Genomic DNA, 20,720 nt, shown 5'->3' with positions numbered 1-20,720 from the left:
GAGCTCGACGAGGAGGACGTGTCGGTCGAGGTGCCGGAGTCCATCGAGCACGCGGCGAGGGAGAAGATCAGGGCGCCCGAGGCGACGAGGCCGAGGGTGGTCTTGGTGATGTTCTTGCGAGTGAAAGCGTTCATGGTGAAGCTCCTTGTCAGTTGGTCCCGGTGGGGATGTACTGGGTTCGCCACCGGGCCCGAAAAGGATTGGAACGCATCAACTTCGTTACCCCGCCGTGACCTCCACCGCCGCGTGCGGCTTCACCCGGCGAGGAACTCGTCGGTGTCGTCGGCGATCCGAGTCGACTGCGTGTGGTGCAGGTAGTGGTCTCCGTCCAGCGCGACGACCTGGCCGCGGTCGACGCTCGCCGCCTGGACCTCGTGCAGCTCGAGCCAGCCGTCGTCGTCCGCGCCGTTCTGCACCACGAAGAGAAGGACCGGCAGGTCCGCCGGGAACGTCCGTCCGCTGACCGACGCGACGTTGCTCGCGGTGTGGTCCATCTCGTCGAGCAGGGTCGGGGCGGTCGAGTTCTTCGTGGTGAGGAAGCGCATCTGTTCTTTCGTGCCCTCGTCGTAGGGCAGTCCGGCGTAGGCGTCGCCGGCGAGTGCGCTCGCCACGCGGAGCAGACCCAGGCCGCGAAGCGTGGTCAGTCCGTCGGTCGGCACGCGGTCGTCCGTGCCGGGCTGGTCGGGGACGCTGCTGTCGATCCCGATGAACGCCGTGAGTTCGTCCCCGAAGAGCCTGCTGTACTCGAGGGCGTAGACGCCCGAGATCGAGTGCCCCATGAGCGCGTAGCGGTCGATGCCCAGTCGGCGAAGCGCCTCGTGCACCTCGCCCGCGATGTTCTCCGCCGTGCGGGGGGAGTCGGTCTGGTCGCTCAGCCCGGTGCCGAACGGCTCCACGGCGACGACGCGATGGGTGTCGTCGAGCTCGGAGATCAGTGGCTGGAAGTCCAGGCCGGGTGCCGCCGTGCCGAGGCCCGGAAGCAGGACGATCGTGTCCGCCCCGGACCCGCTGACGACGACGTTCATCTCCCTCCCGTCGACGGACACGAGCTCGCCGTACGAGGTGATGGCGGCCAGCTCCGACCTCGTGGCGACGACGTCGACGATCGACGTGGTCGCCAGCGTCAGGACGGGCAGGGCCACGAGAGCGCCGACGGTCCGCAGGGTCACCTTGAGGGATGTGCGCACGGGGTCCTCTCTCCGGGCGTCCGGGTCGGGTCCGGACGCTCCTCCGGAAGCACACCAGAGGGTGACGTCCTCGAGAAGTGCCGAGGCGTCACCACATCCCGTGACGGATGTCATCACCGGCCGTTCCCGCCCTCGCGGGTCGTCGCCCTCCGTTATTTTCGTGGGGTGATGAACTCTCGTGGCTCCCGTTCCCCCGACGGTCGCGGACGGACGGGCCTCGACCTCACCGGCCGCGACCTCGCCCGCAACCCCGACGTCGTGGTCCGCGACGTCGAGGTGACCTCGGACGGCTGGCACGTGCTCCGCCGCACCACCTTCGACGTGCGCGGTCGCGACGGGCGGTGGTCGACCCAGCAGCGCGAGACGTACGACCGCGGCAACGGGGCGACGATCCTCCTGTTCGACCCGCGGCGGGGGACGGTGCTCCTGACCCGGCAGTTCCGGTTCCCCGCCTACGTGAACGACCATCCCGACGGGATGCTGGTCGAGACCGCCGCGGGACTCCTCGACGAGGACGATCCCGAGACCGCGATCCGCCGAGAGACGCGCGAAGAACTCGGGGTCGAGGTGGGCGGGTTGATCCACGTGTTCGACGCCTACATGAGCCCGGGGTCGGTGACCGAGCGCGTGCACTTCTACGCCGCCACGTACTCGGTGGCCGACCGCACCGGTGACGGGGGTGGCGTCGAGGAGGAAGGGGAGGACATCGAGGTCCTCGAGCTGCCGTTCCGGGACGCCCTCCAGATGATCGCCGACGGGCGCATCGTGGACGGCAAGACGATCATGTTGTTGCAGTGGGCCGCCCTGAACCCGGGCCGCCTCGACCTCCGGTCCTGAGCGGGCGGCCGCGGGTGGTCCGGATCACGTGTTCGGGAGCCACTCCCGGATCGTGGCCGCGACCAGATCGAGGTGCGACTCGAGCAGGAAGTGTCCACCGTCGACGAGCTCGACGCGAGCGTAGGGGGAGTCGCGGGTGAACGCACCCGCACCGGTGGCATCGAAGATCTCGTCGTTGCGGCCCCAGATCGCGAGGACCGGGACGCGGGAGGCGCGGAGCCAGGAGTGCACGGCGGGGTACAGGGTGCGGTTGGTGGCGTAGTCGCGGAAGAGCGCCAGTTGGACGTCGTCCTGTCCCGGTCGGGCGAGGAGCGCGAGGTCGTGCTCCCAGGCATCGGGGTCGACGGACGTGGGGTCCGGTACACCGTGGGTGTACTGCCACTCGACCGCCTCGCGGCCCAGGGCGGGCCGGAGCGCGTCGCGCGTCTCGGGTGTCCGTTCGGCGGCGTCGGCCCAGATCGGGTCCCAGAAGCTCGGCACGAAGCCTTCTTCGTACGCGTTGCCGTTCTGCGAGACGACGGCGGTCACCGCGTCGGGCTCGGCCAGCGCGAGGCGCCACCCGACGGGGGCGCCGTAGTCCTGCACGTAGATCGCGTACCGCGCGACGCCGATGATCGACAGGAAACGACCGGTCACCCGCGCCAGGGCCTCGAAGGTGTAGTCGAACTCGTCGACCGACGGGGCGGAGGAGCGGCCGAAACCGATGTGGTCGGGGGCGATGACGCGATATCGGTCGGCCAGTGCGGGGATGAGGTGGCGGAACATGTGCGAGCTCGTGGGGTAGCCGTGCAAGAGGACGAGGACGGGCGCGTCGGCGGGCCCGGCGTCGCGGTAGAAGACGTCGAGCCCGTCGACGGAGGCGGTGCGGTGGTGGACGGTGTGCATGTCTAACCCCTTTGGATTGTTTTAGTGGTTATTCCGACGGTAGCATGGTCGAGATGCGCCGGACGGTGCGAGAGAGCGGGGAGACGTGCTGCGTGACGAAGAGCTGCTGCTGGCCGTGCTGAACAGCGCACCGGTGGTCGACGGCATCCCGACGGACGCCCTCGAGGGCGCGGCAGGGCGAGATCTGGCGCGGACCTGGGGTGGTACCGGCTCCTCGGGCGAGGTCGCCCAGCTCCGGCGCGTGCGGGAGGCCCTGCACGCCGTCGTCCGCGGTGGTGACGACGGGGCCGTCGCCGAGCTCGCCGACGTCATGGACCGGGCCGTGCAGATCCCCCGGACGACCCGGAACGGCGTCGTCTGGGAGCTCCGGGTCGCCGATGACGACCGCCTCGCCGCCGAAGCCGTGTCGGCGTGGTCGAGCGTGACCTCGCGGCTCCCCGGGCGCCTCCGGGCCTGCGCGAACGACGAGTGCAACCTCTTCCTGGTGGACCACAGCCGTCCGGGCAGTGCGAAGTGGTGCTCCATGGCGACCTGCGGCAACCGGATGAAGGCGCGGACGCACGCACGCCGCGTGAAGGACTGAGCGCGACTCCTCGGGGCCGCTCGGCGTAGCGTCGTCCGGGTGGATGCTCCGGCCCTCGGCGCATCCCTCGATCGAGGGAGCGCGTCATGAAGGTCGTCATCACGGGATCACGAGGCAAGGTCGGCCGTGCCGCCGTCCGCCGGTTCGTCGAGGCCGGGCACGACGTCCTCGGCGTCGACCTCGTCCGGCCCGTCTTCGACACGGGCGTCGACGAGCCCGGCCGGTACGTGATGGGCGACCTGACCGACGCGGGGACCGCCTTCTCGGTCGTCGCGGGGGCCGACGTCGTCGTCCACGTCGCGGCCATCCCGCAGCCCACCGCGAACCCGGCCCACGTCGTGTTCCACACCAACCTGATGTCCACGTTCAACCTGGTCGAGGCGGCCGTGCGGTTCGGCGTGCCCCGCTTCGTCAACGTGTCGAGCGAGAGCATCGTGGGCAACTTCTTCCCCGAGCGACCCTTCCTGCCCGACTACGTGCCGGTCGACGAGGAGCACCCCCTCCACCCGCAGGACCCCTACGCCCTCTCGAAGGCGTTCGGCGAACAGCTGATGGACGCCGCCGTCCGCCGCTCCGACCTGCGCGCGATCTCGATCCGCCCGAGCACCGTCCACGACGACGGCAACTACGAGGCCAACCTCGGCCCTCAGGTGCGCGAGGCCGACCCCGACAGTGCGAACTTCGGCAGCTACGTCGACGCCGACGACCTCGCCGACGCCCTCCTGCTCGCCGCAGAGTCCGACCTGCCGGGTCACGAGGTCTTCTACATCGCAGCAGCCGACAACGCCGGCGGCCACGACTTCGCCGCCACGCTCCGTCAGCACCACGGCGACCGGATCGAGTTGCGCGAACTCGCCCGGGCCGACGCGTCGGGCATCTCGACCGCCAAGGCGGCCCGCATGCTCGGCTGGAGGGCGAAGCGCTCCTGGCGAGACCACCTCGACACCGAGGGTCACGCCCTGCCGAAGGCCTGACCGCCGACGAGCGTCAGAGCAGCTCGGCCAGCAGGGCGAAGGTGCGGTCGGTTGCCTCGAGGTGCCTGTCGTGGTGGACGCAGGGCGGACGACGGATCCGCCAGGCATGTCACCATGGGGCGTACGCCGACCCGACCGAGCCGACGCACGCACGCACGCACGAGAAGGGCACGATCATGGCCGACGCCGGGTTCAGCAAAGAAGAGAAGGCCGCCATGAAGCAGCGCGCCGCCGAACTGCGGGCCGAGGCGAAGCGCCAGAAGCTGGCCGACAAGTCCGCCGCCGAGGCGCAGGACGCCGCGGACGCCATCGCGGCCATGACCGACGTCGAGCGGCCCATCGCCCAGATGGTGCACGAGGTCGTCGCCGAGCACGCTCCGAACCTCGCCCCCAAGACCTGGTACGGCTTCCCCGCCTACGCCGGGGAGGACGGCAAGGCCGTCGTGTTCTTCCAGCCCGGCGCCAAGTTCGGCACGCGCTACTCGACCCTCGGGTTCCAGGACGGTGCCCGGCTCGACGACGGCACGCTCTGGGCCACCTCGTACGCGGTGACCGGCGCCGACGACGCGACCCGCGCCTCCGTCGCCGCCCTCGTCCGGAAGGCCGCCGGACTCTGACGCGTCAGTACGCGTCGGCCGACAGGGCGATCAGCAGGTAGGCGACCGGCCCGGCGACGGCGAGGAGCACCGCCAGGGTGACGGCGGTGATCGGCAACCCCATCAGGCGCTGTCGGAGGGCGAGGGAGACCACGCCGACGACGACCGTCACGACCGCGAGGACCCAGCACAGCACCGACGCCGCCGTCGCGACGCCGAAAGCGTGGATGCCGTACGCCGCCGCCTCGCCGCGGTAGGAGTGGATCATCGGCTGGAGGACGACGAAGGGGACGACCCCGGTGACGACCACGAGCACCACCGAGGTGATCGGCAGGACGAGGCGGGCGGGGTGGCGTGGCCGAGGGCGGGCCGGGCCCGGCGGCGGAGCCGGAGGCGCGGGCGGTGCGACGGGAGGCCAACTCATGCCGCCACCCTAGGCGGACCGTTCGGTCGACGCCGTCGCGGACGCGTCCCTCGGCCCGGCGCTATGATCGTCCCCACAACACACGGGAGTCCGGTGAGCCGGGCTGAGAGGAAGCGAACCACGCTTCGACCGTCGAACCTGATCTGGGTCATGCCAGCGCAGGGAGGAGAAGAACAGATGTCCACGTCCACGCCCGAAAACCGTTCCACGGCGGCTCGCGACAGGTCGACCGGCTTCACGCCGAAGGCTCGCACCACCCCCACCCGGCGCTGGCGCGTCGTCGACATCGTGGTGGCCAGCGTCATCGGCGTGGCCGCCGGCGTCGTCTTCTGGGCCTGGGGCCTGGCCTACACGCCCATCGACAGCGTCCTGAGCTTCTCGGGCGGCTTCGAGGGCATCCTCAACGGCGGATGGCTCTTCGCCGGCGTCCTGGGCGGCATCGTCATCCGCAAGCCCGGGGCCGCCGTCTACACCGAGGTCGTCGCGGCGGTCGTCTCGATGCTGATCGGGACCCAGTGGGGCTTCTCGGTGCTCATCTGGGGCATCATCCAGGGCCTGGGCGCCGAGATCGTGCTCGCGGTCTTCCTCTACAAGTCGTGGCGGATCGGCACGGTTCTGCTCGCGGGTGCCGTCGCCGGCCTCGCCGTCGGCCTGATGGACACGAGCTTCGCCTCGGCCGCCGCCTACGCCGCCGGTTCGAAGACGATCTACGTCGTGACCTCGGTCGTCTCGGGCACCGTCATCGCCGGCCTGCTCTCGTGGCTCGCGGCCCGCGGCCTCGCCCGCACGGGCGCGCTCTCGCGGTTCGCCTCGGGACGCTCGGCGGACGCCCGGATCTAGGCGCGCCTCCTCGTGGTCCTTCCCGTGAGCGGAACGAGCGGCGGACGACCGGCGGTGGCCGCGGGTGCCCGCGTCACCGCCCGGGGCTGGGGGTGGCGGCACGCCGGTCGTCGCCTGCCGGCCGTCTCGCAGCTCGACCTCGACGTCGCCCCCGGTGAGCGCGTACTGCTGCTCGGCGCGTCCGGCGCCGGCAAGTCGACGCTGCTCGCCGGCCTCGCCGGGGTGCTGGGCGGAGACGACGAGGGCGACGAGGCCGGCGACCTGTTGGTGGACGGCCGCGCCCCCGCCGAGCAGCGCGGCCGGGTCGGCCTCGTCCTGCAGGACCCCGACTCGCAGGTCGTCCTCGCCCGCGTGGGCGACGACGTCGCGTTCGGCTGCGAGAACCTCGGCGTGCCCCGCGACGAGATCTGGCGCCGCGTCGGGCACGCCCTCGACGCCGTCGGGCTCGACCTCCCGCCGTCCGCGTCCACGTCCGAGCTGAGCGGTGGCCAGAAGCAGAGACTGGCGCTCGCCGGGGCCCTCGCCATGCGTCCTGGCCTGCTGCTCCTCGACGAGCCGACGGCCAACCTCGACCCCGAGGGCGTCGTCGAGGTGCGCGACGCCGTGGCCCGCGTCGTCGCCGACACCCGGGCGACGCTCGTCGTCGTCGAGCACCGCGTGTCGGTCTGGCTGCCCGTCGTCGACCGCGTCGTCGTGCTCGACTCCGGTGGGGGAGTCCTGGCCGACGGTCGCCCCGACGACGTGCTGCGTGCCGAACGCGACCGCCTCGTCGACGCCGGGGTCTGGGTGCCCGGCGCCGCGCCTCCTGCGCCCGTCCGGTCGCGCACGACCGGTGACCGGTTGGTGACGGCGTCGGGTCTCGACGTGGGGCACAAGGGGCCCAAGGGCCGCGCGGTGGCCACGGGCATCGACCTCACGGTCGTCGAGGGGCGGGCGCTCGCGGTGACCGGCACGAACGGCTCGGGCAAGTCCACGCTCGCCCTCACCGTCGCGGGGCTGCTCGCCCCCGTCGCCGGAGTCCTCGAGGCCACGCCGTCCTTCGCCGACGGCGCCGGTCCGTCTCCGATCCGATGGAAGCCCCGACAGCTGCTCACCCGCGTCGGCACCGTCTTCCAGGACCCGGAGCACCAGTTCCTGACGGCGACCGTCCGTCGTGAGCTGGCGGTGGGTCCGGAGGCGCTGGGTGCGTCCCCGAGGGAGGTCGCGTCGCGCGTCGACCACCTCCTCGACCGCCTGCGTCTCGACCACCTCGCCGGTGCGAACCCGTTCACGCTCTCGGGCGGCGAGAAGCGCCGGCTCTCGGTCGCGACCGTGCTCGCCTCGCGCCCGTCGGTGCTCGTCCTCGACGAACCGACCTTCGGGCAGGACGCCCGCACCTGGCACGAGCTCGTGGTCCTGCTGGCCGACCTGCTCGACGAGGGCCGCGCGGTCGTCGCCGTGACCCACGACGCGGAGTTCGTGGCGGCCCTCGCCTACGACGTGCTCGACCTGAGCGCCCACGCCCGCCGCCCCGACCCCGTCGAGGCGCGTCGATGAGCGTGCTCACCCCGGTCGTGGCGACCGGCGTCATCGGGCGCGTCAACCCGGTCGCGAAGCTGCTCGCCGCCGTCGTCCTCGCGCTCGCCCTCCTGCTGTCGATCGACTGGGTCTCGGCCGGCACCGCTCTGCTGCTCGAGGGGCTGTTGCTGCCCTTCGCCGGTCTGTCGGCCCGGCAGCTGCTCGCCCGCACGGCGCCGCTCTGGATCGCCGCCCCGACGTCGGTCGTCGCCATCGCCCTCTACGGACGCGACGGCGGGGCGTCGGTGGTCGAGTGGGGGTTCCTCTCGGTGACCGAGGGGTCGCTGGCCCTCGCCGGCGCGATCGGCCTGCGCATCCTCGCCGTCGGCGTGCCGGGCATCGTGCTGTTCGCGACGACCGACCCGACCGACCTGGCGGACGGTCTCGGGCAGGTGTTGCGGCTGCCGGCGCGTTTCGTGCTGGGGGGACTCGCCGGGTTGCGTCTGGTCGGGCTGTTCATGGACGACTGGCGCCAGCTCGCGTTGGCCCGACGGGCCCGGGGCGTCGCGGACTCGGGCGGCCCGATCGGTGCGCTGAGGCGGTTCGGGCAGCAGGCGTTCGCGTTGCTCGTGCTGTCGGTCCGACGCGGCAGCAAGCTCGCCACCGCCATGGAGGCCAAGGGCTTCGGCAGCGACGCCCCGCGCACCTGGGCGCGTCCGTCGTCGTTCGGCCTGCGGGACGTCGTCCTCGTCGCCATCGGCGTCGTCATCGCCGCCACCTCGGTGACCGCGGCCGTCCTGGCCGGCACGTGGGAGTTCGTCCTTGCCTGAGCACGTCGCCGTCGACGAGGTCGTCGACGTCCTGCTCCGCCGAGCCGAGGAGGCGCGGGTCGGCTCGCGTCGCGTGGTCCTGTTGATCGACGGCCGCTCGGGTTCGGGCAAGACCACGCTCGGCCGTGCGGTGGCCGCCGCGTGGCCCGACGACCGGCTGGGCCCTGCACGGCTCGTGCACCTCGACGACGTCTACCCGGGCTGGTACGGGCTCGAGGCGGCGTCCCGGGCGCTCGAGACGTCCATCCTGTCGCCGGTCGCTCCGGGATGGCAGCGGTGGGACTGGGAGCACGACCGCGCGGGGACGTGGGAGGTGCTCGACCCGGCCGTCTCGCTGATCGTCGAAGGGGCCGGGGCGGTGACCCGCGCCTCCTCGTCGCTCGCCGACGTCCGCGTCTGGCTGGAGCTCGACGCCGACACCCGTCGGCGACGGGCCCTCGACCGCGACGGTGCCGCCTTCGAACCGTGGTGGGACGTCTGGGCCGCTCAGGAGGATCGGCACCTCGCGCGCTCGTCGCCCCGGGAGCTCGCCGACGTGGTCGTCTCGGCCGGGTGGTCGCCGACCTCAGAGCACGCCCCGGGCTCGGAGCAGGTCGCCCAGGACGGGTGACACGGCGAGTGCGAACGCGGTCGTGAGGTGGACGCGATCCTCTTTCACGGGGACGTCGCCGACGAACGCCGGACAGAGGTCGCTGACGCAGGTCAGCACACGCAGGTCGACCAGCACGCCGCCGATCGACTCGAGCACGTCCTGATCGGCGGCCGCGCGGTCGATCCAGGTACGGGACGTGCGGGAGATGCAGTCGACGGGGCTGCCGCCGCGCCGGAAGCACGACGCGATGTCGGCGTCGTCCGGCGGCGGCGTGAGGACGGCGACGGACCCCGCGGCCTCGGCCAGGCGCCGGGCGTAGGCGCCGAAGCCCTCGGACCACCGATCGGGCGTGATCGTGCCGCCTCCGTCCTCGGAGAGCGTCTGGTACGAGTTGGTCACGAGGACGACGTCGGGGTGGGTCTCGTCGATCAGGGCGAGGGTCTCGTCGTTGTGCGCCCGGCAGGACTCGAGGATGCCGGTGACGTCGTTCTGGACGCGGATGTCGACGAACGGGCAGGCGAACTTGGCCCGGTTGACGAGGGTGAACCCGTTCTCGGCCGACTCGGCCAGGGGGACGAGCGCGTCGAGGTGATGCATCGCCGTCGAGTCCCCGACGAGCACGACGGTGGTGCTCGCCGAGGGAGAGGTCCACGAGCAGTCGTCCGGGGTGAGGCCCTGGGCCTCGGCGTCGCCGCAGGTGAGGTGCGGGCTGCCGGTCCGCGTCCCGTCGAGGACCGACTCGATGCTCGGGTCGAGCTCGGGCCACGAGGTCGCCGACAGCGCCCTGCCCACCTCGCCGGACCACTCGTCGACCGACGGGACGTCGAGGCCGTCGAGGCCGTCCGTCCCGCCGGGCTCGCCGGGCCCGCCGGTCTCGCCGGTCGTCCCCCCTTCGGCGCCGTCGGGGCCCCCGTCGGTCGCCGCGGAGGGCAGGACGGGTGGAGCGGCGGCGGGGCGGACGGCGTCCACGGCGAGGACGGTGGCCGTGAGGGCGGCCACCGCGAGCAGCGCTGCCCCTCCACGCCGGTAGGTCGATCGATGGTCTCGTCTCCACCGTCGCCAGGCGTGCCCGGGTGGTCCCGGCTCGAGCAGGGGCGAGGTGATGAGCGGCCGTTCGACCAAGTGGTAGGTCAGGGCGGACAGGACGAGGGTGGACACGAGGACGGCCGGCCAGAGCCGGGCCGGTTCCTCGCCGAGCAACGACCTGCCGACGACCAGGGCGACGAAGTGCCAGAGGTAGATCGAGTACGAGAGGTCTCCCACGATCATCACGGGCCGGCCGGCGAGGGGCCCGAGCCACGGTGTGCCGGCGCACCCCGTGCCCGAGGCGAGGACGAGCAGCGTGGCCGCCACGGGCAGCAGGGCGCCGGGGGCCGGGAACGGGACGGTGCTCGTCGTGACCCAGGCCGAGGCCACGACGCCGACGATTCCGACCCACGCCAGGGCCGGACGGAGGACGGCGGGGAGCCGGGTCATCGCGGGGGCCGCCGTCGCGAGGAGCGCTCCGAGCGCGAGCTCCCATGCGCGGGTCAGGCTCGAGAAGTAGGCGACGGTCGGCGACGTCGTGGACTGGTGCCAGGCCCACGCCAGCGATGCGAGCACGAGCACCAGCAGCAGGACCCCCAGGGCGACCCTCGGGACGGTCGGCCCCTTCCGTCGCCGGGCGACGGCGACCGCGGCGACGACCACGACGGGCCAGACCAGGTAGAACTGCTCCTCGACGGCGAGGGACCAGTAGTGCTGGAAGGGCGACTCGGGGCCCTGGGCGGCGAAGTAGTCGGTCCCGGTGGCGGCGAAGTGCCAGTTCGCGAGGGACGCGACGGACCAGAGCGCGTCGATCGCCGCCGACGCCCCGCGGGACGAGCCGACGACGAGCCAGGTGGCCGCCGTGCCCAGGACGAGCACCAGGACGCTCGCTGGCACGATGCGGCGGATGCGTCGTCGCCAGAAGGCCGCGACCGAGATCCGTCCGTGACGATCGGCCTCGCGCAGCAGGAGCCCCGTGATCAAGAACCCCGACACGACGAAGAACACGTCGACCCCGACGAATCCACCGGCGGGCCGCCCCGTGACGTGCTCGAGGACCACCATCGTCACGGCGAGGGCCCGGAGGGCCTGGACGTCGAGACGGTGGGCGGGGGCGGGACGGCGAGAGGCGATGTTCTGGTCGATGGTGTGCACCCGATCTTCTGACGACATGTGGTGAGGCATATATTACCCACGCTCGTGTACCCTGCCGTCATGACCGATCCACTCGACCAGACGCCGATCCGATCGCGTCGCGGTTTCCTGCTCGTCGGTGCGGCGGGCATCGCGGCGGCCGGTGCCGCGGCCGTCGCCCCCGGCACCCGTGCCGCTCGCGCCGCCGACGGGCCGGCAGCCGACGCGCCGCCAGCCGACGGTTCGGGGGCGTCGCCGGCTGCGGAGGTCGGGACGTCGGACGACCGCACGGGGGTCGACGTCCGTGACCACGGTGCCGCCGGCGACGGTCTGACCGACGACACCGCCGCGTTCGCCGCGGCCGTCGAGGCGGCCAGGGTGGTCCGGGGGCGTGTGCTCGTCCCGGCGGGCACGTACGTCGTCGACTCCGTCACGGTGCCCCTGTTGGTCTCGATCCAGGGCACGGGGGCCGATGTCAGTCGCTACGGGGCCTCGACCGACGGTGGCGTCACCATCCGGCACCTCGCCCGTTCGACGAGGCCGATGGTCGTCGTCGACGGGAACGGTGTCACGCTCGAGGGGCTGACCCTGCAGGGCAACGGCTCGGCGGCACCCCTCGTCCAGGTCGTGAACGGGTTCGAGTCGCGCTTCGACAGGGTGCAGTTGGCCGGCGTGGCCGGAACGGCCCTCCTCGTCGAGCGCGTCAACAACAACCTCTGGTCGGACCTGTTCGTCAACAACTGCGGGTCGGCCGACGCGGCCGCGGTCGTCGTGCGGTCACCGGCGTCAGGTGGGTCGAACACGAACACGTTCACCTGCGTCAACCTGCACATCGAGGGCAGTGCGAACGTCGCCCTCGATCTCGCCTGGGGTTCGACCGCCGAGTACTTCGTCGAGTTCGTGAGGCTGATCGCCCCGCACATCGAGACGTTGCAGCGGGCTGGATCGGGCGGTGACGCGACCGTGCGCATCGGCAACGTCCGGCAGATCGAGTTCGTCGCCCCGACGATCTACGGTGGCCCGGGTCCCCTGATCGAGCACGACGAGAGGCGACGTCGTGGCGTCGACATCGACGGCGGCATCCGACTGCTCGGCGGTGCCCTGCTCGGCGCGGACCCTGCCCAGGTCGGAGCGTCGACCGTGCTGGTGCGGCTGACCAAGGGCGACGACTTCGCCCTGATGGGCACCCGTCTCGGTCGCTTCACGCAGGCAGGGGTCGAGTTGGGGGCCGGGTACGGCTCGCGGTTCGCCGTCGATCCGACGACACGGATCGCCACGACCGGCTCGGCCGTCGACGTCGTCGACCGACGCGAGGTCGAGGCTCGGCCGCTCTGGGCCTGGGGTGGCGACCTCGCGGTGGGACGTCGGTTGCTGGGTGCCCTCGGTGGCCCCTCTCCCGTGGCGTCGGCCATGGGGCGGAACGGCGACGGCGCCCCGGCTCCCACCCTGTCGGGTTCCGATCTGAGGGGAACGGTCGGCTTCGGTTCGGGTCGGGCCCGTCGTCCCGGCACGCAGGTGCGGGTCCGCTATTCGAAGCCCTTCGCGACGGCGCCGGTGGTCTCGATCTGTCCGGCGTCGAACACGGCTGCGTCGGCCCAGTTCTTCGTCGTCTCGCGACCCGACGCCTTCGACGTCGAGATGGTCGGTGACCTCGAGGAGGGCCTCCCGGCCGACGCCTACCGGTTCACGTACCAGATCATCGGCTGACGGCGGCCTCCGTCAGGCCCAGCCGAGTTCGTGCAGTTGGTGGTCGTCGATCCCGTAGAAGTGGGCGATCTCGTGGACGAGCGTGACGTGGATCTCGTCGGCGAGCTGGTCGAGGTCGTCCACGGCGGCGAGGTGCGGTTCGCGGTAGAGGATGATCCGGTCGGGTAGTTCGCCGAAGCCGTACTGTCCACGCTCGGTCAGGGCGACGCCGTCGTAGAGGCCGAGCAGGTCGAGCGTGCCGTCCTCGGGGCGGTCTTCCGTGACGAACACGACGTTGTCGAGCCCGTCGACCATGTCGTCGGGCAGCAGATCGAGTTGGTCGACCACCATCGCGTCGAACGCCTCCGCGCTCACCTCCGCCGGGTCGATGCCTGCTGCCGGTCGTTCGTCGGCATCCAGCGCGTCGTCGCCGTTCTCGGGGGAGTCGTCCACCCTCTCACTCTCGCACGCCCACACGGCCTGTCGCTGGACGCGGCCCCATGCCCGCGACGAGCGCAGCGATGCGGCAACCCGCCAGGCCGTGACCGCGACGAGCGCAGCGAAGTCCTGACCCTCGACGTCTCGGATGCGCTCGCGCATCCGAGACCAAAGGGCCCCAGAACCCAAAAAATCCCCTGCCCATAGGAGGGCAGGGGATTTCATTTGGGACGTCTCGGATGCGCTCGCGCATCCGAGACCAAAAGGCCCCAGAACCCAAAAAATCCCCTGCCCATCGGAGGGCAGGGGATTTCATTTGGGTGAGTAACGGGGCTTGAACCCGCGGCCTCCTAGACCACAACCAGGCGCTCTACCAGCTGAGCTATACCCACCATGTGTCGTTTCCGACGATGCTGTCGACTGCCGAGGCGATCGCAACGAGAAGACTCTACTACAGCCGGGGGGCCCATTCGTCCACGACGGCCTTCGAGATCGCCTGGACGTCCTCGGTGGTGGGACCCGGGTCGGCGACGAATCCGGCACGGCGGTAGTACTCGAGTTCGCGGATGGATTCGAGGATGTCGGCCAGGGCCCGGTGTCCGCCGTGTTTCTGCGGAGCGTTGAAGTACACGCGGGGGAACCAGCGGCGGGCCAGCTCCTTGATCGAGGACACGTCGACGCTGCGGTAGTGCAGGTGGCCGTCGACGCGCGGCATGTACTTGGCGAGGAACGCGCGGTCCGTGCCGATGGTGTTGCCGGCGAGGGGCGCGTGCTGCTCGGTGGGCACGTACTTCAGGATGTACTCGAGCACCTCGAACTCGGCTTCGGCGAGGCTGACGCCGTCCGGGATCTCGTCGATGAGGCCGGACGAGCGGTGCATCTCTGTGACGAAGTCGCCCATGTTGTCGAGGGCGGACTGGTCCGGCTTGATGACGATGGCGAAGCCGGGGTGCACGGGCTTCAGGTCGAAATCGGTCACGACCACGGCCACCTCGACCAGTTCGTCGACCGAGAGGTCGAGCCCGGTCATCTCGCAGTCGATCCAGACCAGTCGGTCGTTGCTCGTAGCCATTCCGCGAGTCTAGTCCGGTGCCCTTCCGGCACCGCGCCTCCTGCACGGGACCAGGGCAGGAGGCGCGGCGCGGTGCGGTCAGATCGCCTCGCCGGCTCCGATGGCCTCCGCTTCGACGCGAGCCGGTTCGGGGCCGTCGTCGACCCGGCGCAGGGCCCCTCGGGCGGCGACCACGACGACGAACGCGATGGCGACGCTCGCGGCGGCGAACACGTAGGCGGCACTGGGGTCGATGGTGTCGGCGAGCAGCGTCGCGACGGGCGGGGCCACGGCGCCGCCGAGGAAGCGCACGCCCGAGTAGGCGCTGGACGCCACCGAGCGGGGCAGGTTGGTCGCCTCCATGACGGACTCGGTCAGCACCGTGTTGAGCACGCCGAGCACCAGACCGCCGACCACCACGCAGACCACGAGGGCGGCCGGCGTCCCGACGACGACCGCGGCGGCGACGAGGTCGAGCGCGAGCAGGGGGAGTGCGATGCGCAGCACGGTCGTCCGACGCAGGCGTGCGGTCAGCAGCGGGGCGACCCAGACCGAGGTGATCGCGAGGCCGACGCCCCAGCCGAAGAAGGTGAACCCGATGCCGAGAGCCCCGAAGCCCAACGGGTACGGCGTGTACGCGAGCAGGACGAAGAATCCGATGTTGTAGAACAGAGCGGTCGCCGCGAGGGCGCCGAGGGCCGGGCGGCCCAGGGCGCGGAACGGGGCCGACAGCGTCGTGGGCGTGGGTTTCTCCATGGCGCCGCCCTTGAGGAACAGCACGATCGCGATGAAGGCGATCGCCATCAGGGTGGTGACGCCGAAGAACGGGCCGCGCCAGCTGACCGAGCCGAGGAGGCCGCCGATCAGGGGGCCGATGGCGATGCCGAGTCCGAGGGCCGCCTCGTAGAGGATGATCGCCGAGGCCGTGCCGCCGGATGCCGCGCCCACGATCGTCGCGAGGGCGGTCGAGATGAACAGGGCGTTGCCGAGCCCCCAGCCGGCACGGAAGCCGATGATCGACCAGACGTCGCCACTGGTGGCGGCGAGCAGGGCGAAGAGCACGATCAGGGCGAGCCCGATCAGCAGGGTGCGCTTGGGGCCGAGTCGACTCGACACCCAGCTGGTGAAGAACATCGCCACGCCCGTGACGGCGAGGTAGCTCGTGAAGAGCAGTTCGGTCTGGGTCGGGCTGGCCTTCAGCGACTCGGCGATGGCGGGGAGGATCGGGTCGACGAGCCCGATGCCCATGAAGGCGACGACGCAGGCGAAGGCGATGGCCCACACGGCGGTCGGCTGCTTCAGGATGCTCGGCCCGGATTCGTGCGCGGTGCCGGAAGGCGAAGGGGAGCTCGAAGCGGAGGCGCTCACGCGAACACCGCCTCGGCGTCGGAGTGGACGTCGGCGCGGCCGGCGGCGCGGTGGCCGACCCGCGACGCCAGGAGGCGGGTGGCGTGCTCGAGCACGGCCCACTCGTCGTCGTCCAGGTCGGCGAAGAGGCCGCCGAGCGAGTCGGCGAGTTGCCCCCGCCACTCGACGAGCGCCGCCGTGCCCTTGTCGGTGATGGCGATGAGCCACGCCCGGGAGTCGTCGGTGTCGGCGATGCGCTTGACGAGCTCGTCCTCGGCGAGGCCCCGGAGGAGCTTGGTCATGGTGGGCTGCGACACGCGGCTGGCCCGGGCGAGGTCCCCGACGCGGAGCTCGCCGTCGGTCGTCAGGATCGAGAGCGTGCGCCACACGGCGGGTGAGGTGGTGCGGCCGGTCTCCTGCGCGGCGATGCGCGTCAGGCGATGGGTCGACGTCAGGAGGGATTCCAAGATGTCTGTCGGCTGGGGAGTCATCCCTCAAGTGTATAGCCAAGCTATATAGCTTGGCTATGCGGTGTCGCGGACCGAAGCTGGGCGCCGACTCCGTGCCTCCTGGTAGACCTGTGGACATGACAGACAGCAAGCCCACCGTGGCCGAGGGTTCCGAGTACGTCGTCTTCTTCGACGGCGGTCCGAGCGACGGCTCCACCGACACCCGCATCAGCACCGACGGCTCGTACGACGAGCAGATCACCGACTTCGTGTTGATCGACGGCATGGAGACCGGCATCGTCTACACCGCCACCGAGGCCAAGATGGTCGGCGAACAACTCCAGGTCCACTACTCGCTCGACGCGAAGGACAGCGACCCCGTCGTCGACCCGGAAGACCGAAACGACGACCGCGACAACTGACGTCGGCGGCCCCGGCCGCACCGACTCACCAGACCGCAGGAGGCGCGGGGGAAGTTTCCCCCGCGCTTCCTCGTTGTCCCCGGCATGATGCTCGAGCTCTACACGTCGGCCTTCTGCGGTCCCTGCCACGCGGCCAGGGCGGTCGTCGCCGAGGCGAATGGCCTCGTGCCCTCGCTCGTCGTCGACGAGGCCGACGTCGCCGCCCGGCCCGCCGACGCCGAACGGCGCGACGTCCGCAGCACGCCCACCATCGTGGTCACGCGGGACGACGGCGAGGTGGTCTTCCGCTCACCGGGCGTGCCGACGTTGGACCGCCTGCTCGGGGCCCTGGCCCTCGCGATCTGATCGCCGGACCCCCGTCATGGAAGGCCCATAGGATCTCCGCGGCGTCGCCATCGACTGATGCGAGGCCGCTGATGGCGTGGCGACCGATCGTGGTCCCATGCCTGACACCGACATCCTGCGTCTCGACATCGTGGTGCCCGTCTTCGACGAGGCCGCCACCCTCGAGACCAGCATCACGAGCCTCCATGACCATCTGACCCGCCACGTCACCGAGACCTGGCGCATCACCGTGGCCGACAACGCCAGCACCGACGGCACGCCGGCCCTCGCCGACGACCTCGCCCGACGCCTGCGGTGCGTGACCGCCGTCCACCTCGCCGAGAAGGGCCGAGGCCGTGCCCTCAAGCAGGTCTGGGCGGCCTCGCCCGCCGACGTGCTGGTCTACCTCGACGAAGACCTCTCCACCGACCTCTCTGCGCTCGGCCCGCTCGTCGCACCGTTGCTCTCCGGCCACTCCGACCTCGCGATCGGCACCCGGTTGAGCCGGTCGTCGCGGGTCGTGCGCGGCGGCACGCGGGAATTCGTCTCGCGCAGCTACAACTTCCTGCTGCGTCGCACGATGGGGGTCGGGTTCAGCGACGCCCAGTGCGGCTTCAAGGCGATCCGGCGCGAGGCCGCCGAGCGACTGCTGCCCCTCGTCGAGGACACCGGGTGGTTCTTCGACACCGAACTGCTGATCCTCGCCGAGCGCTCGGGCCTGCGCATCCACGAGGTGCCGGTCGACTGGGTCGACGACCCAGACAGCTCGGTCGACATCGTCTCCACGGCCGCCGCCGACCTCAAGGGGATGCTGCGCGTGGGCACGGGCATCGCCCGGGGCGCGATCCCGGTCCAGGCGGTGTACGACGCGATCGGGAGGCGTCCGTTCGAGCCGCCCGCGCCTCCGACGTTCTTCTCGCAGGTCGTGCGGTTCGGCGTCGTCGGGGTCGCCTCGACCGCCGCGTACGCGCTGCTCTACCTCGGCGCGCAGCAGGTGATGCCGGCCCAGGCGGCGAATTTCGTGTCGTTGCTCGTCACGGCCGTGGTCAACACGGCCGCCAACCGGCGGTTCACGTTCGGGGTACGGGGGGCGTCGGGCGTGGCGCGACACCAACTGCAAGGGCTGATGGTCTTCGTCCTCGCCTGGGCGCTGACCTCGGGGTCGCTCGTCGTGCTGCACGCCGCGGCTCCCGCGGCCGGCGCGCAGGCCGAGCTGCTGGTCTTGACGGCCGCGAACCTCGTCGCGACCGTCCTGCGCTTCGTGCTCCTGCGCGTCTGGGTGTTCCGGTCGGAGGCGACGCACGTGACGCCGGGACCGGCCGACGAGCGGGTCGGTGTCGCCGGCCCCGTGTCCGACCTCGCCACCCGCGTCGCCGCCGTGGCCGGCGACGACGACGTCACGGTGGTCGGTCGATGAGCGCCGGGACGACGCCGGTGCCGCTGACCGATCGACGCTCGCCGTCCGGGTCGGCCGGCCCGCGCCTCCGTCCGCTCGCTCGTCGCCTGGTGCGCGGGCGTGAGGACGCGGCACGGTGGGAGCGACCGGCGTTCCTCGCGCTGCTGGTCGCCACGGGGGCTCTCTACCTGGTGAACCTGTCGGCGAACGGCTGGGCGAATTCGTTCTACTCGGCCGCGGTGCAGGCCGGTTCGCAGAACTGGGAGGCGTTCCTCTACGGCTCGTCCGACGCCGCGAACTCGATCACGGTCGACAAGCCGCCCGCGAGCCTGTGGGTCATGGCGTTGTCGGTCCGGGTGTTCGGACTGTCGTCGTTCAGCATCCTGCTGCCCGAGGCACTGATGGGCGTCGCGACCGTCGGACTCGTCTGGGCCACGGTGCGGCGGCACTTCTCGGGCGTCGCCGCGTTCGTCGCCGGTGGAGTCCTCGCGCTGACCCCGGTCGCCGCGTTGATGTTCCGCTTCAACAACCCCGACGCGCTGCTCGTGCTGCTGCTGACCCTCGCCACGTACCTGACGCTGCGCGGCGTCGAGACGGGCCGCGTCCGTTGGGTCGTCTGGGCGGGCGTGGCGATCGGCTTCGGCTTCCTGACCAAACAACTGCAGGCGTTCGTCATCCTGCCCGTACTGGCCGGGGTGTACCTCGTCGCGGCGCCCGTCCTGCTGCGCAAGCGGCTGCTGCACCTGCTGGCCGCGCTCGGTGCGGTCGTGGTGTCGGCCGGCTGGTGGGTCGCCCTCGTCGAGCTGGTGCCCGCGGGCATGCGGCCGTACGTCGGCGGCTCGCAGACCAACTCGTTCCTCGAGTTGACCTTCGGCTACAACGGCCTCGGACGGCTCACGGGTGACGAGACCGGCAGCGTGACGGGCGGGGGCGGCGGCACCGGTGCCGCCACGACAGGCATGTGGGGCGAGACCGGCATCACCCGGCTCTTCACGGGCGAGTTCGGGGGCCAGATCACCTGGTTGCTTCCCGCCGCCCTCGTGATCGGCGTCTCGGCACTCGTGCTGCTCGGCTGGCGACACCGGACCTCGGCCCGTCGGGCGACCCTGCTGCTGTTCGGGGGCTGGACGGTGCTGACCGCCCTCGTCTTCAGCTTCATGTCGGGCATCTTCCACGCGTACTACACGGTGGCGCTCGCCCCGGCCATCGCGGTCACCCTCGGGGCTGCGGCCGACGTGTTGTGGCGACGACGGGCCCGGTCGTGGGTGCGGATCGTGCTGGCGGCGTCGGCTCTGCTCACGGGCGTCTGGGCCTGGGTGCTGCTCGGACGGGCGGAGTCCTGGCAGCCGTGGCTCCGGTACGTCGTCGTCGCGCTCGCCGTCGTGGGCGCCGTGCTCGTGCTGCTGCCGCGACGGGGCCGGGCGCTCACGGCGGCGACCCTCGCCGTGCTGCTCACGGGCGGCCTGCTGGCTCCGGCGGCCTACTCGGTCGAGACCGTGTCGACGGCCCACACCGGTTCGATCGTCACGGCCGGGCCGACCGTGTCGGGTGGCACGGGCGGGTTCGGCGGTGGTGGCGCGGGCGGCGCCGGCGGCTTCGGCGGTCGCGGCGGGGCCGTTGGTGGCGGGCCCGGTGGCGCGGCTGGCGGAACGCCCCCGCAGCTGCCGGGCGGCACCGGCGGGGGAGCGGGCACCGGCACCGGCACCGGCACCGGGGCCGGAACCGCAGGAGGCGCGGGTACGGCCACGCGCGGACTCCCGGGTGGCGGGGGCGGAGCCGGCTCGCTGCTCGGCTCGGGCTCGGTCAGCGACGAGCTCGCTGCCGTGGTCGGTGCGGACGCGGACCGGTACACCTGGGTCGCCGCGGCCGTCGGGTCGAACAGCGCGGCGGGCTACCAGCTCGCGACGGGCGACCCGGTCATGGCGGTCGGGGGGTTCAACGGCAGCGACCCGTCACCGACCCTCGCGCAGTTCGAGCAGTACGTCGCCGACGGGCAGATCCACTGGTTCGTCGGAGGTACCGTCGGGCAGTCGAACGGCGGCAGCTCCTCCTCGAGCGAGATCGCGGCCTGGGTCGAGGCGAACTTCTCCTCGACCGAGGTCGACGGGGTCACGCTGTACGACCTGACCAGCTGACCGACCGGACGTCGCCACCGGTCCGCCCGGCCGTCCCGCACCTCCGGGGCGCGCGAGACACCGCGTT

At 71.8% G+C, this 20,720-nt stretch carries 21 protein-coding genes, 1 tRNA gene, 1 pseudogene and 1 riboswitch; of the genes and pseudogenes, 14 read left to right on the top strand and 9 right to left on the bottom strand.

All coding sequences use genetic code 11. From position 1 onward, the window contains the following. Positions 1-254: 254 nt before the first annotated feature. Positions 255-1,187: an alpha/beta fold hydrolase gene (locus tag ARTHRO9V_RS10485; RefSeq protein ID WP_236557026.1), complete on the bottom strand. Its 933-nt coding sequence runs from the start codon at positions 1,185-1,187 to the stop codon at positions 255-257. A 168-nt stretch (positions 1,188-1,355) separates the two neighbouring features. On the opposite strand from ARTHRO9V_RS10485, the gene ARTHRO9V_RS10480 reads away from it, so the two are divergent. Further along, positions 1,356-2,024 (top strand): NUDIX domain-containing protein, encoded by a 669-nt coding sequence (locus tag ARTHRO9V_RS10480; protein WP_056048482.1) that lies wholly within the window; start codon positions 1,356-1,358, stop codon positions 2,022-2,024. A 24-nt stretch (positions 2,025-2,048) separates the two neighbouring features. Here ARTHRO9V_RS10480 and ARTHRO9V_RS10475 read toward each other — a convergent pair whose 3' ends face one another. Continuing rightward, positions 2,049-2,909, bottom strand: coding sequence for an alpha/beta fold hydrolase (locus tag ARTHRO9V_RS10475; RefSeq protein ID WP_159826974.1), 861 nt, complete (start codon positions 2,907-2,909; stop codon positions 2,049-2,051). A gap of 82 nt (positions 2,910-2,991) precedes the next feature. On the opposite strand from ARTHRO9V_RS10475, the pseudogene ARTHRO9V_RS16000 reads away from it, so the two are divergent. The 4 genes and pseudogenes from ARTHRO9V_RS16000 to ARTHRO9V_RS10460 all read left to right on the top strand — a co-directional run. After that, positions 2,992-3,309 (top strand): annotated as a pseudogene (locus tag ARTHRO9V_RS16000) (hypothetical protein); the annotation flags it as partial. 3 nt (positions 3,310-3,312) lie between these two features. Further along, on the top strand, positions 3,313-3,492 hold the full coding sequence (locus tag ARTHRO9V_RS15995; protein ID WP_342211769.1) for a CGNR zinc finger domain-containing protein: 180 nt from the start codon (positions 3,313-3,315) through the stop codon (positions 3,490-3,492). An 86-nt stretch (positions 3,493-3,578) separates the two neighbouring features. Continuing rightward, complete coding sequence (locus tag ARTHRO9V_RS10465) at positions 3,579-4,466, top strand: NAD(P)-dependent oxidoreductase (RefSeq protein WP_159826970.1); 888 nt, start codon at positions 3,579-3,581, stop codon at positions 4,464-4,466. Positions 4,467-4,642: 176 nt separating this feature from the next. Next, positions 4,643-5,083 carry a hypothetical protein gene (locus ARTHRO9V_RS10460; RefSeq protein ID WP_056048470.1) on the top strand — a complete coding sequence of 147 codons (441 nt, stop codon included), beginning with the start codon at positions 4,643-4,645 and terminating at the stop codon, positions 5,081-5,083. Positions 5,084-5,087: 4 nt separating this feature from the next. Here ARTHRO9V_RS10460 and ARTHRO9V_RS10455 read toward each other — a convergent pair whose 3' ends face one another. Next, positions 5,088-5,486: a hypothetical protein gene (locus tag ARTHRO9V_RS10455; RefSeq protein WP_159826968.1), complete on the bottom strand. Its 399-nt coding sequence runs from the start codon at positions 5,484-5,486 to the stop codon at positions 5,088-5,090. Between the two features lie 73 nt (positions 5,487-5,559). Further along, a riboswitch (TPP riboswitch) is annotated at positions 5,560-5,668 on the top strand. Here ARTHRO9V_RS10455 and ARTHRO9V_RS10450 point away from each other — a divergent pair. The 4 genes from ARTHRO9V_RS10450 (at position 5,664) to ARTHRO9V_RS10435 (ending at position 9,263) form a co-directional block, all read left to right on the top strand. Next, the gene (locus tag ARTHRO9V_RS10450; RefSeq protein WP_159826967.1) at positions 5,664-6,326 is read left to right on the top strand and encodes an ECF transporter S component; all 663 of its coding nucleotides are present in this window, start codon (positions 5,664-5,666) and stop codon (positions 6,324-6,326) included. (Overlaps the previous riboswitch by 5 nt.) A gap of 24 nt (positions 6,327-6,350) precedes the next feature. After that, positions 6,351-7,862: an ABC transporter ATP-binding protein gene (locus tag ARTHRO9V_RS10445; protein WP_236557025.1), complete on the top strand. Its 1,512-nt coding sequence runs from the start codon at positions 6,351-6,353 to the stop codon at positions 7,860-7,862. Next, positions 7,859-8,653 carry an energy-coupling factor transporter transmembrane protein EcfT gene (locus ARTHRO9V_RS10440; protein ID WP_159826963.1) on the top strand — a complete coding sequence of 265 codons (795 nt, stop codon included), beginning with the start codon at positions 7,859-7,861 and terminating at the stop codon, positions 8,651-8,653. Before ARTHRO9V_RS10445 ends, ARTHRO9V_RS10440 begins: the two co-directional genes overlap by 4 nt. Beyond that, positions 8,646-9,263, top strand: a complete 618-nt coding sequence (locus ARTHRO9V_RS10435; RefSeq protein ID WP_236557024.1) for an ATP-binding protein — start codon at positions 8,646-8,648, stop codon at positions 9,261-9,263. The genes ARTHRO9V_RS10440 and ARTHRO9V_RS10435 overlap by 8 nt, the downstream gene beginning before the upstream one ends. On the opposite strand, the gene ARTHRO9V_RS10430 is transcribed toward ARTHRO9V_RS10435, so the two are convergent. Further along, positions 9,219-11,444: an acyltransferase family protein gene (locus tag ARTHRO9V_RS10430; RefSeq protein ID WP_159826961.1), complete on the bottom strand. Its 2,226-nt coding sequence runs from the start codon at positions 11,442-11,444 to the stop codon at positions 9,219-9,221. The genes ARTHRO9V_RS10435 and ARTHRO9V_RS10430 overlap by 45 nt on opposite strands. A gap of 42 nt (positions 11,445-11,486) precedes the next feature. Here ARTHRO9V_RS10430 and ARTHRO9V_RS10425 point away from each other — a divergent pair, with 42 nt between their 5' ends. After that, the gene (locus ARTHRO9V_RS10425) at positions 11,487-13,112 is read left to right on the top strand and encodes a glycosyl hydrolase family 28-related protein (RefSeq protein WP_159826959.1); all 1,626 of its coding nucleotides are present in this window, start codon (positions 11,487-11,489) and stop codon (positions 13,110-13,112) included. A 12-nt stretch (positions 13,113-13,124) separates the two neighbouring features. Here ARTHRO9V_RS10425 and ARTHRO9V_RS10420 read toward each other — a convergent pair whose 3' ends face one another. The 5 genes from ARTHRO9V_RS10420 to ARTHRO9V_RS10400 all read right to left on the bottom strand — a co-directional run bounded on the left by ARTHRO9V_RS10420 (position 13,125) and on the right by ARTHRO9V_RS10400 (position 16,418). Then, a complete protein-coding gene (locus tag ARTHRO9V_RS10420) occupies positions 13,125-13,442 on the bottom strand; it encodes a metallopeptidase family protein (RefSeq protein ID WP_056049129.1) in 318 nt (105 codons plus the stop codon). Positions 13,443-13,848: 406 nt separating this feature from the next. Then, positions 13,849-13,921: transfer RNA gene (locus tag ARTHRO9V_RS10415), tRNA-His, on the bottom strand. A 59-nt stretch (positions 13,922-13,980) separates the two neighbouring features. Then, positions 13,981-14,601, bottom strand: a complete 621-nt coding sequence (gene orn, locus ARTHRO9V_RS10410) for an oligoribonuclease (protein ID WP_123571875.1) — start codon at positions 14,599-14,601, stop codon at positions 13,981-13,983. 78 nt (positions 14,602-14,679) lie between these two features. Beyond that, the gene (locus tag ARTHRO9V_RS10405) at positions 14,680-15,948 is read right to left on the bottom strand and encodes an MFS transporter (RefSeq protein ID WP_159826957.1); all 1,269 of its coding nucleotides are present in this window, start codon (positions 15,946-15,948) and stop codon (positions 14,680-14,682) included. After that, the gene (locus tag ARTHRO9V_RS10400) at positions 15,945-16,418 is read right to left on the bottom strand and encodes a MarR family winged helix-turn-helix transcriptional regulator (protein ID WP_159826955.1); all 474 of its coding nucleotides are present in this window, start codon (positions 16,416-16,418) and stop codon (positions 15,945-15,947) included. Before ARTHRO9V_RS10400 ends, ARTHRO9V_RS10405 begins: the two co-directional genes overlap by 4 nt. A gap of 95 nt (positions 16,419-16,513) precedes the next feature. Between ARTHRO9V_RS10400 and ARTHRO9V_RS10395 the strand changes: the two genes are divergently transcribed. The 4 genes from ARTHRO9V_RS10395 (at position 16,514) to ARTHRO9V_RS10380 (ending at position 20,653) form a co-directional block, all read left to right on the top strand. Next, a complete protein-coding gene (locus tag ARTHRO9V_RS10395; protein WP_148053715.1) occupies positions 16,514-16,798 on the top strand; it encodes an oligoribonuclease in 285 nt (94 codons plus the stop codon). Positions 16,799-16,882: 84 nt separating this feature from the next. Then, positions 16,883-17,143, top strand: a complete 261-nt coding sequence (locus tag ARTHRO9V_RS10390; RefSeq protein ID WP_123571871.1) for a thioredoxin family protein — start codon at positions 16,883-16,885, stop codon at positions 17,141-17,143. Positions 17,144-17,240: 97 nt separating this feature from the next. Further along, positions 17,241-18,539: a bifunctional glycosyltransferase family 2/GtrA family protein gene (locus ARTHRO9V_RS10385; protein ID WP_159826953.1), complete on the top strand. Its 1,299-nt coding sequence runs from the start codon at positions 17,241-17,243 to the stop codon at positions 18,537-18,539. After that, positions 18,536-20,653, top strand: coding sequence for a glycosyltransferase family 39 protein (locus ARTHRO9V_RS10380; RefSeq protein ID WP_159826951.1), 2,118 nt, complete (start codon positions 18,536-18,538; stop codon positions 20,651-20,653). Before ARTHRO9V_RS10385 ends, ARTHRO9V_RS10380 begins: the two co-directional genes overlap by 4 nt. Positions 20,654-20,720 lie beyond the last annotated feature (67 nt).

Source organism: Frigoribacterium sp. 9N, from assembly GCF_902506305.1.
Classification (GTDB): Bacteria; Actinomycetota; Actinomycetes; order Actinomycetales; family Microbacteriaceae; genus Frigoribacterium.
Note: the sequence above shows the minus strand (reverse complement) of the source record. Positions and strands in the feature narration are given on the sequence as shown.

Coding starts and splice junctions, on each gene's coding strand:
- ARTHRO9V_RS10420 (WP_056049129.1), bottom strand. CDS start 13,442: ATGGTGGTCGACCAACTCGATCTGCTGCCCGACGACATGGTCGACGGG.
- ARTHRO9V_RS10460 (WP_056048470.1), top strand. CDS start 4,643: ATGGCCGACGCCGGGTTCAGCAAAGAAGAGAAGGCCGCCATGAAGCAG.
- ARTHRO9V_RS10395 (WP_148053715.1), top strand. CDS start 16,514: ATGACAGACAGCAAGCCCACCGTGGCCGAGGGTTCCGAGTACGTCGTC.
- ARTHRO9V_RS10440 (WP_159826963.1), top strand. CDS start 7,859: ATGAGCGTGCTCACCCCGGTCGTGGCGACCGGCGTCATCGGGCGCGTC.
- ARTHRO9V_RS10380 (WP_159826951.1), top strand. CDS start 18,536: ATGAGCGCCGGGACGACGCCGGTGCCGCTGACCGATCGACGCTCGCCG.
- ARTHRO9V_RS10385 (WP_159826953.1), top strand. CDS start 17,241: ATGCCTGACACCGACATCCTGCGTCTCGACATCGTGGTGCCCGTCTTC.
- ARTHRO9V_RS10400 (WP_159826955.1), bottom strand. CDS start 16,418: ATGACTCCCCAGCCGACAGACATCTTGGAATCCCTCCTGACGTCGACC.
- ARTHRO9V_RS10450 (WP_159826967.1), top strand. CDS start 5,664: ATGTCCACGTCCACGCCCGAAAACCGTTCCACGGCGGCTCGCGACAGG.
- ARTHRO9V_RS10475 (WP_159826974.1), bottom strand. CDS start 2,909: ATGCACACCGTCCACCACCGCACCGCCTCCGTCGACGGGCTCGACGTC.
- ARTHRO9V_RS10390 (WP_123571871.1), top strand. CDS start 16,883: ATGATGCTCGAGCTCTACACGTCGGCCTTCTGCGGTCCCTGCCACGCG.
- ARTHRO9V_RS10430 (WP_159826961.1), bottom strand. CDS start 11,444: ATGTCGTCAGAAGATCGGGTGCACACCATCGACCAGAACATCGCCTCT.
- orn (WP_123571875.1), bottom strand. CDS start 14,601: ATGGCTACGAGCAACGACCGACTGGTCTGGATCGACTGCGAGATGACC.
- ARTHRO9V_RS10465 (WP_159826970.1), top strand. CDS start 3,579: ATGAAGGTCGTCATCACGGGATCACGAGGCAAGGTCGGCCGTGCCGCC.
- ARTHRO9V_RS10455 (WP_159826968.1), bottom strand. CDS start 5,486: ATGAGTTGGCCTCCCGTCGCACCGCCCGCGCCTCCGGCTCCGCCGCCG.
- ARTHRO9V_RS10480 (WP_056048482.1), top strand. CDS start 1,356: ATGAACTCTCGTGGCTCCCGTTCCCCCGACGGTCGCGGACGGACGGGC.
- ARTHRO9V_RS10425 (WP_159826959.1), top strand. CDS start 11,487: ATGACCGATCCACTCGACCAGACGCCGATCCGATCGCGTCGCGGTTTC.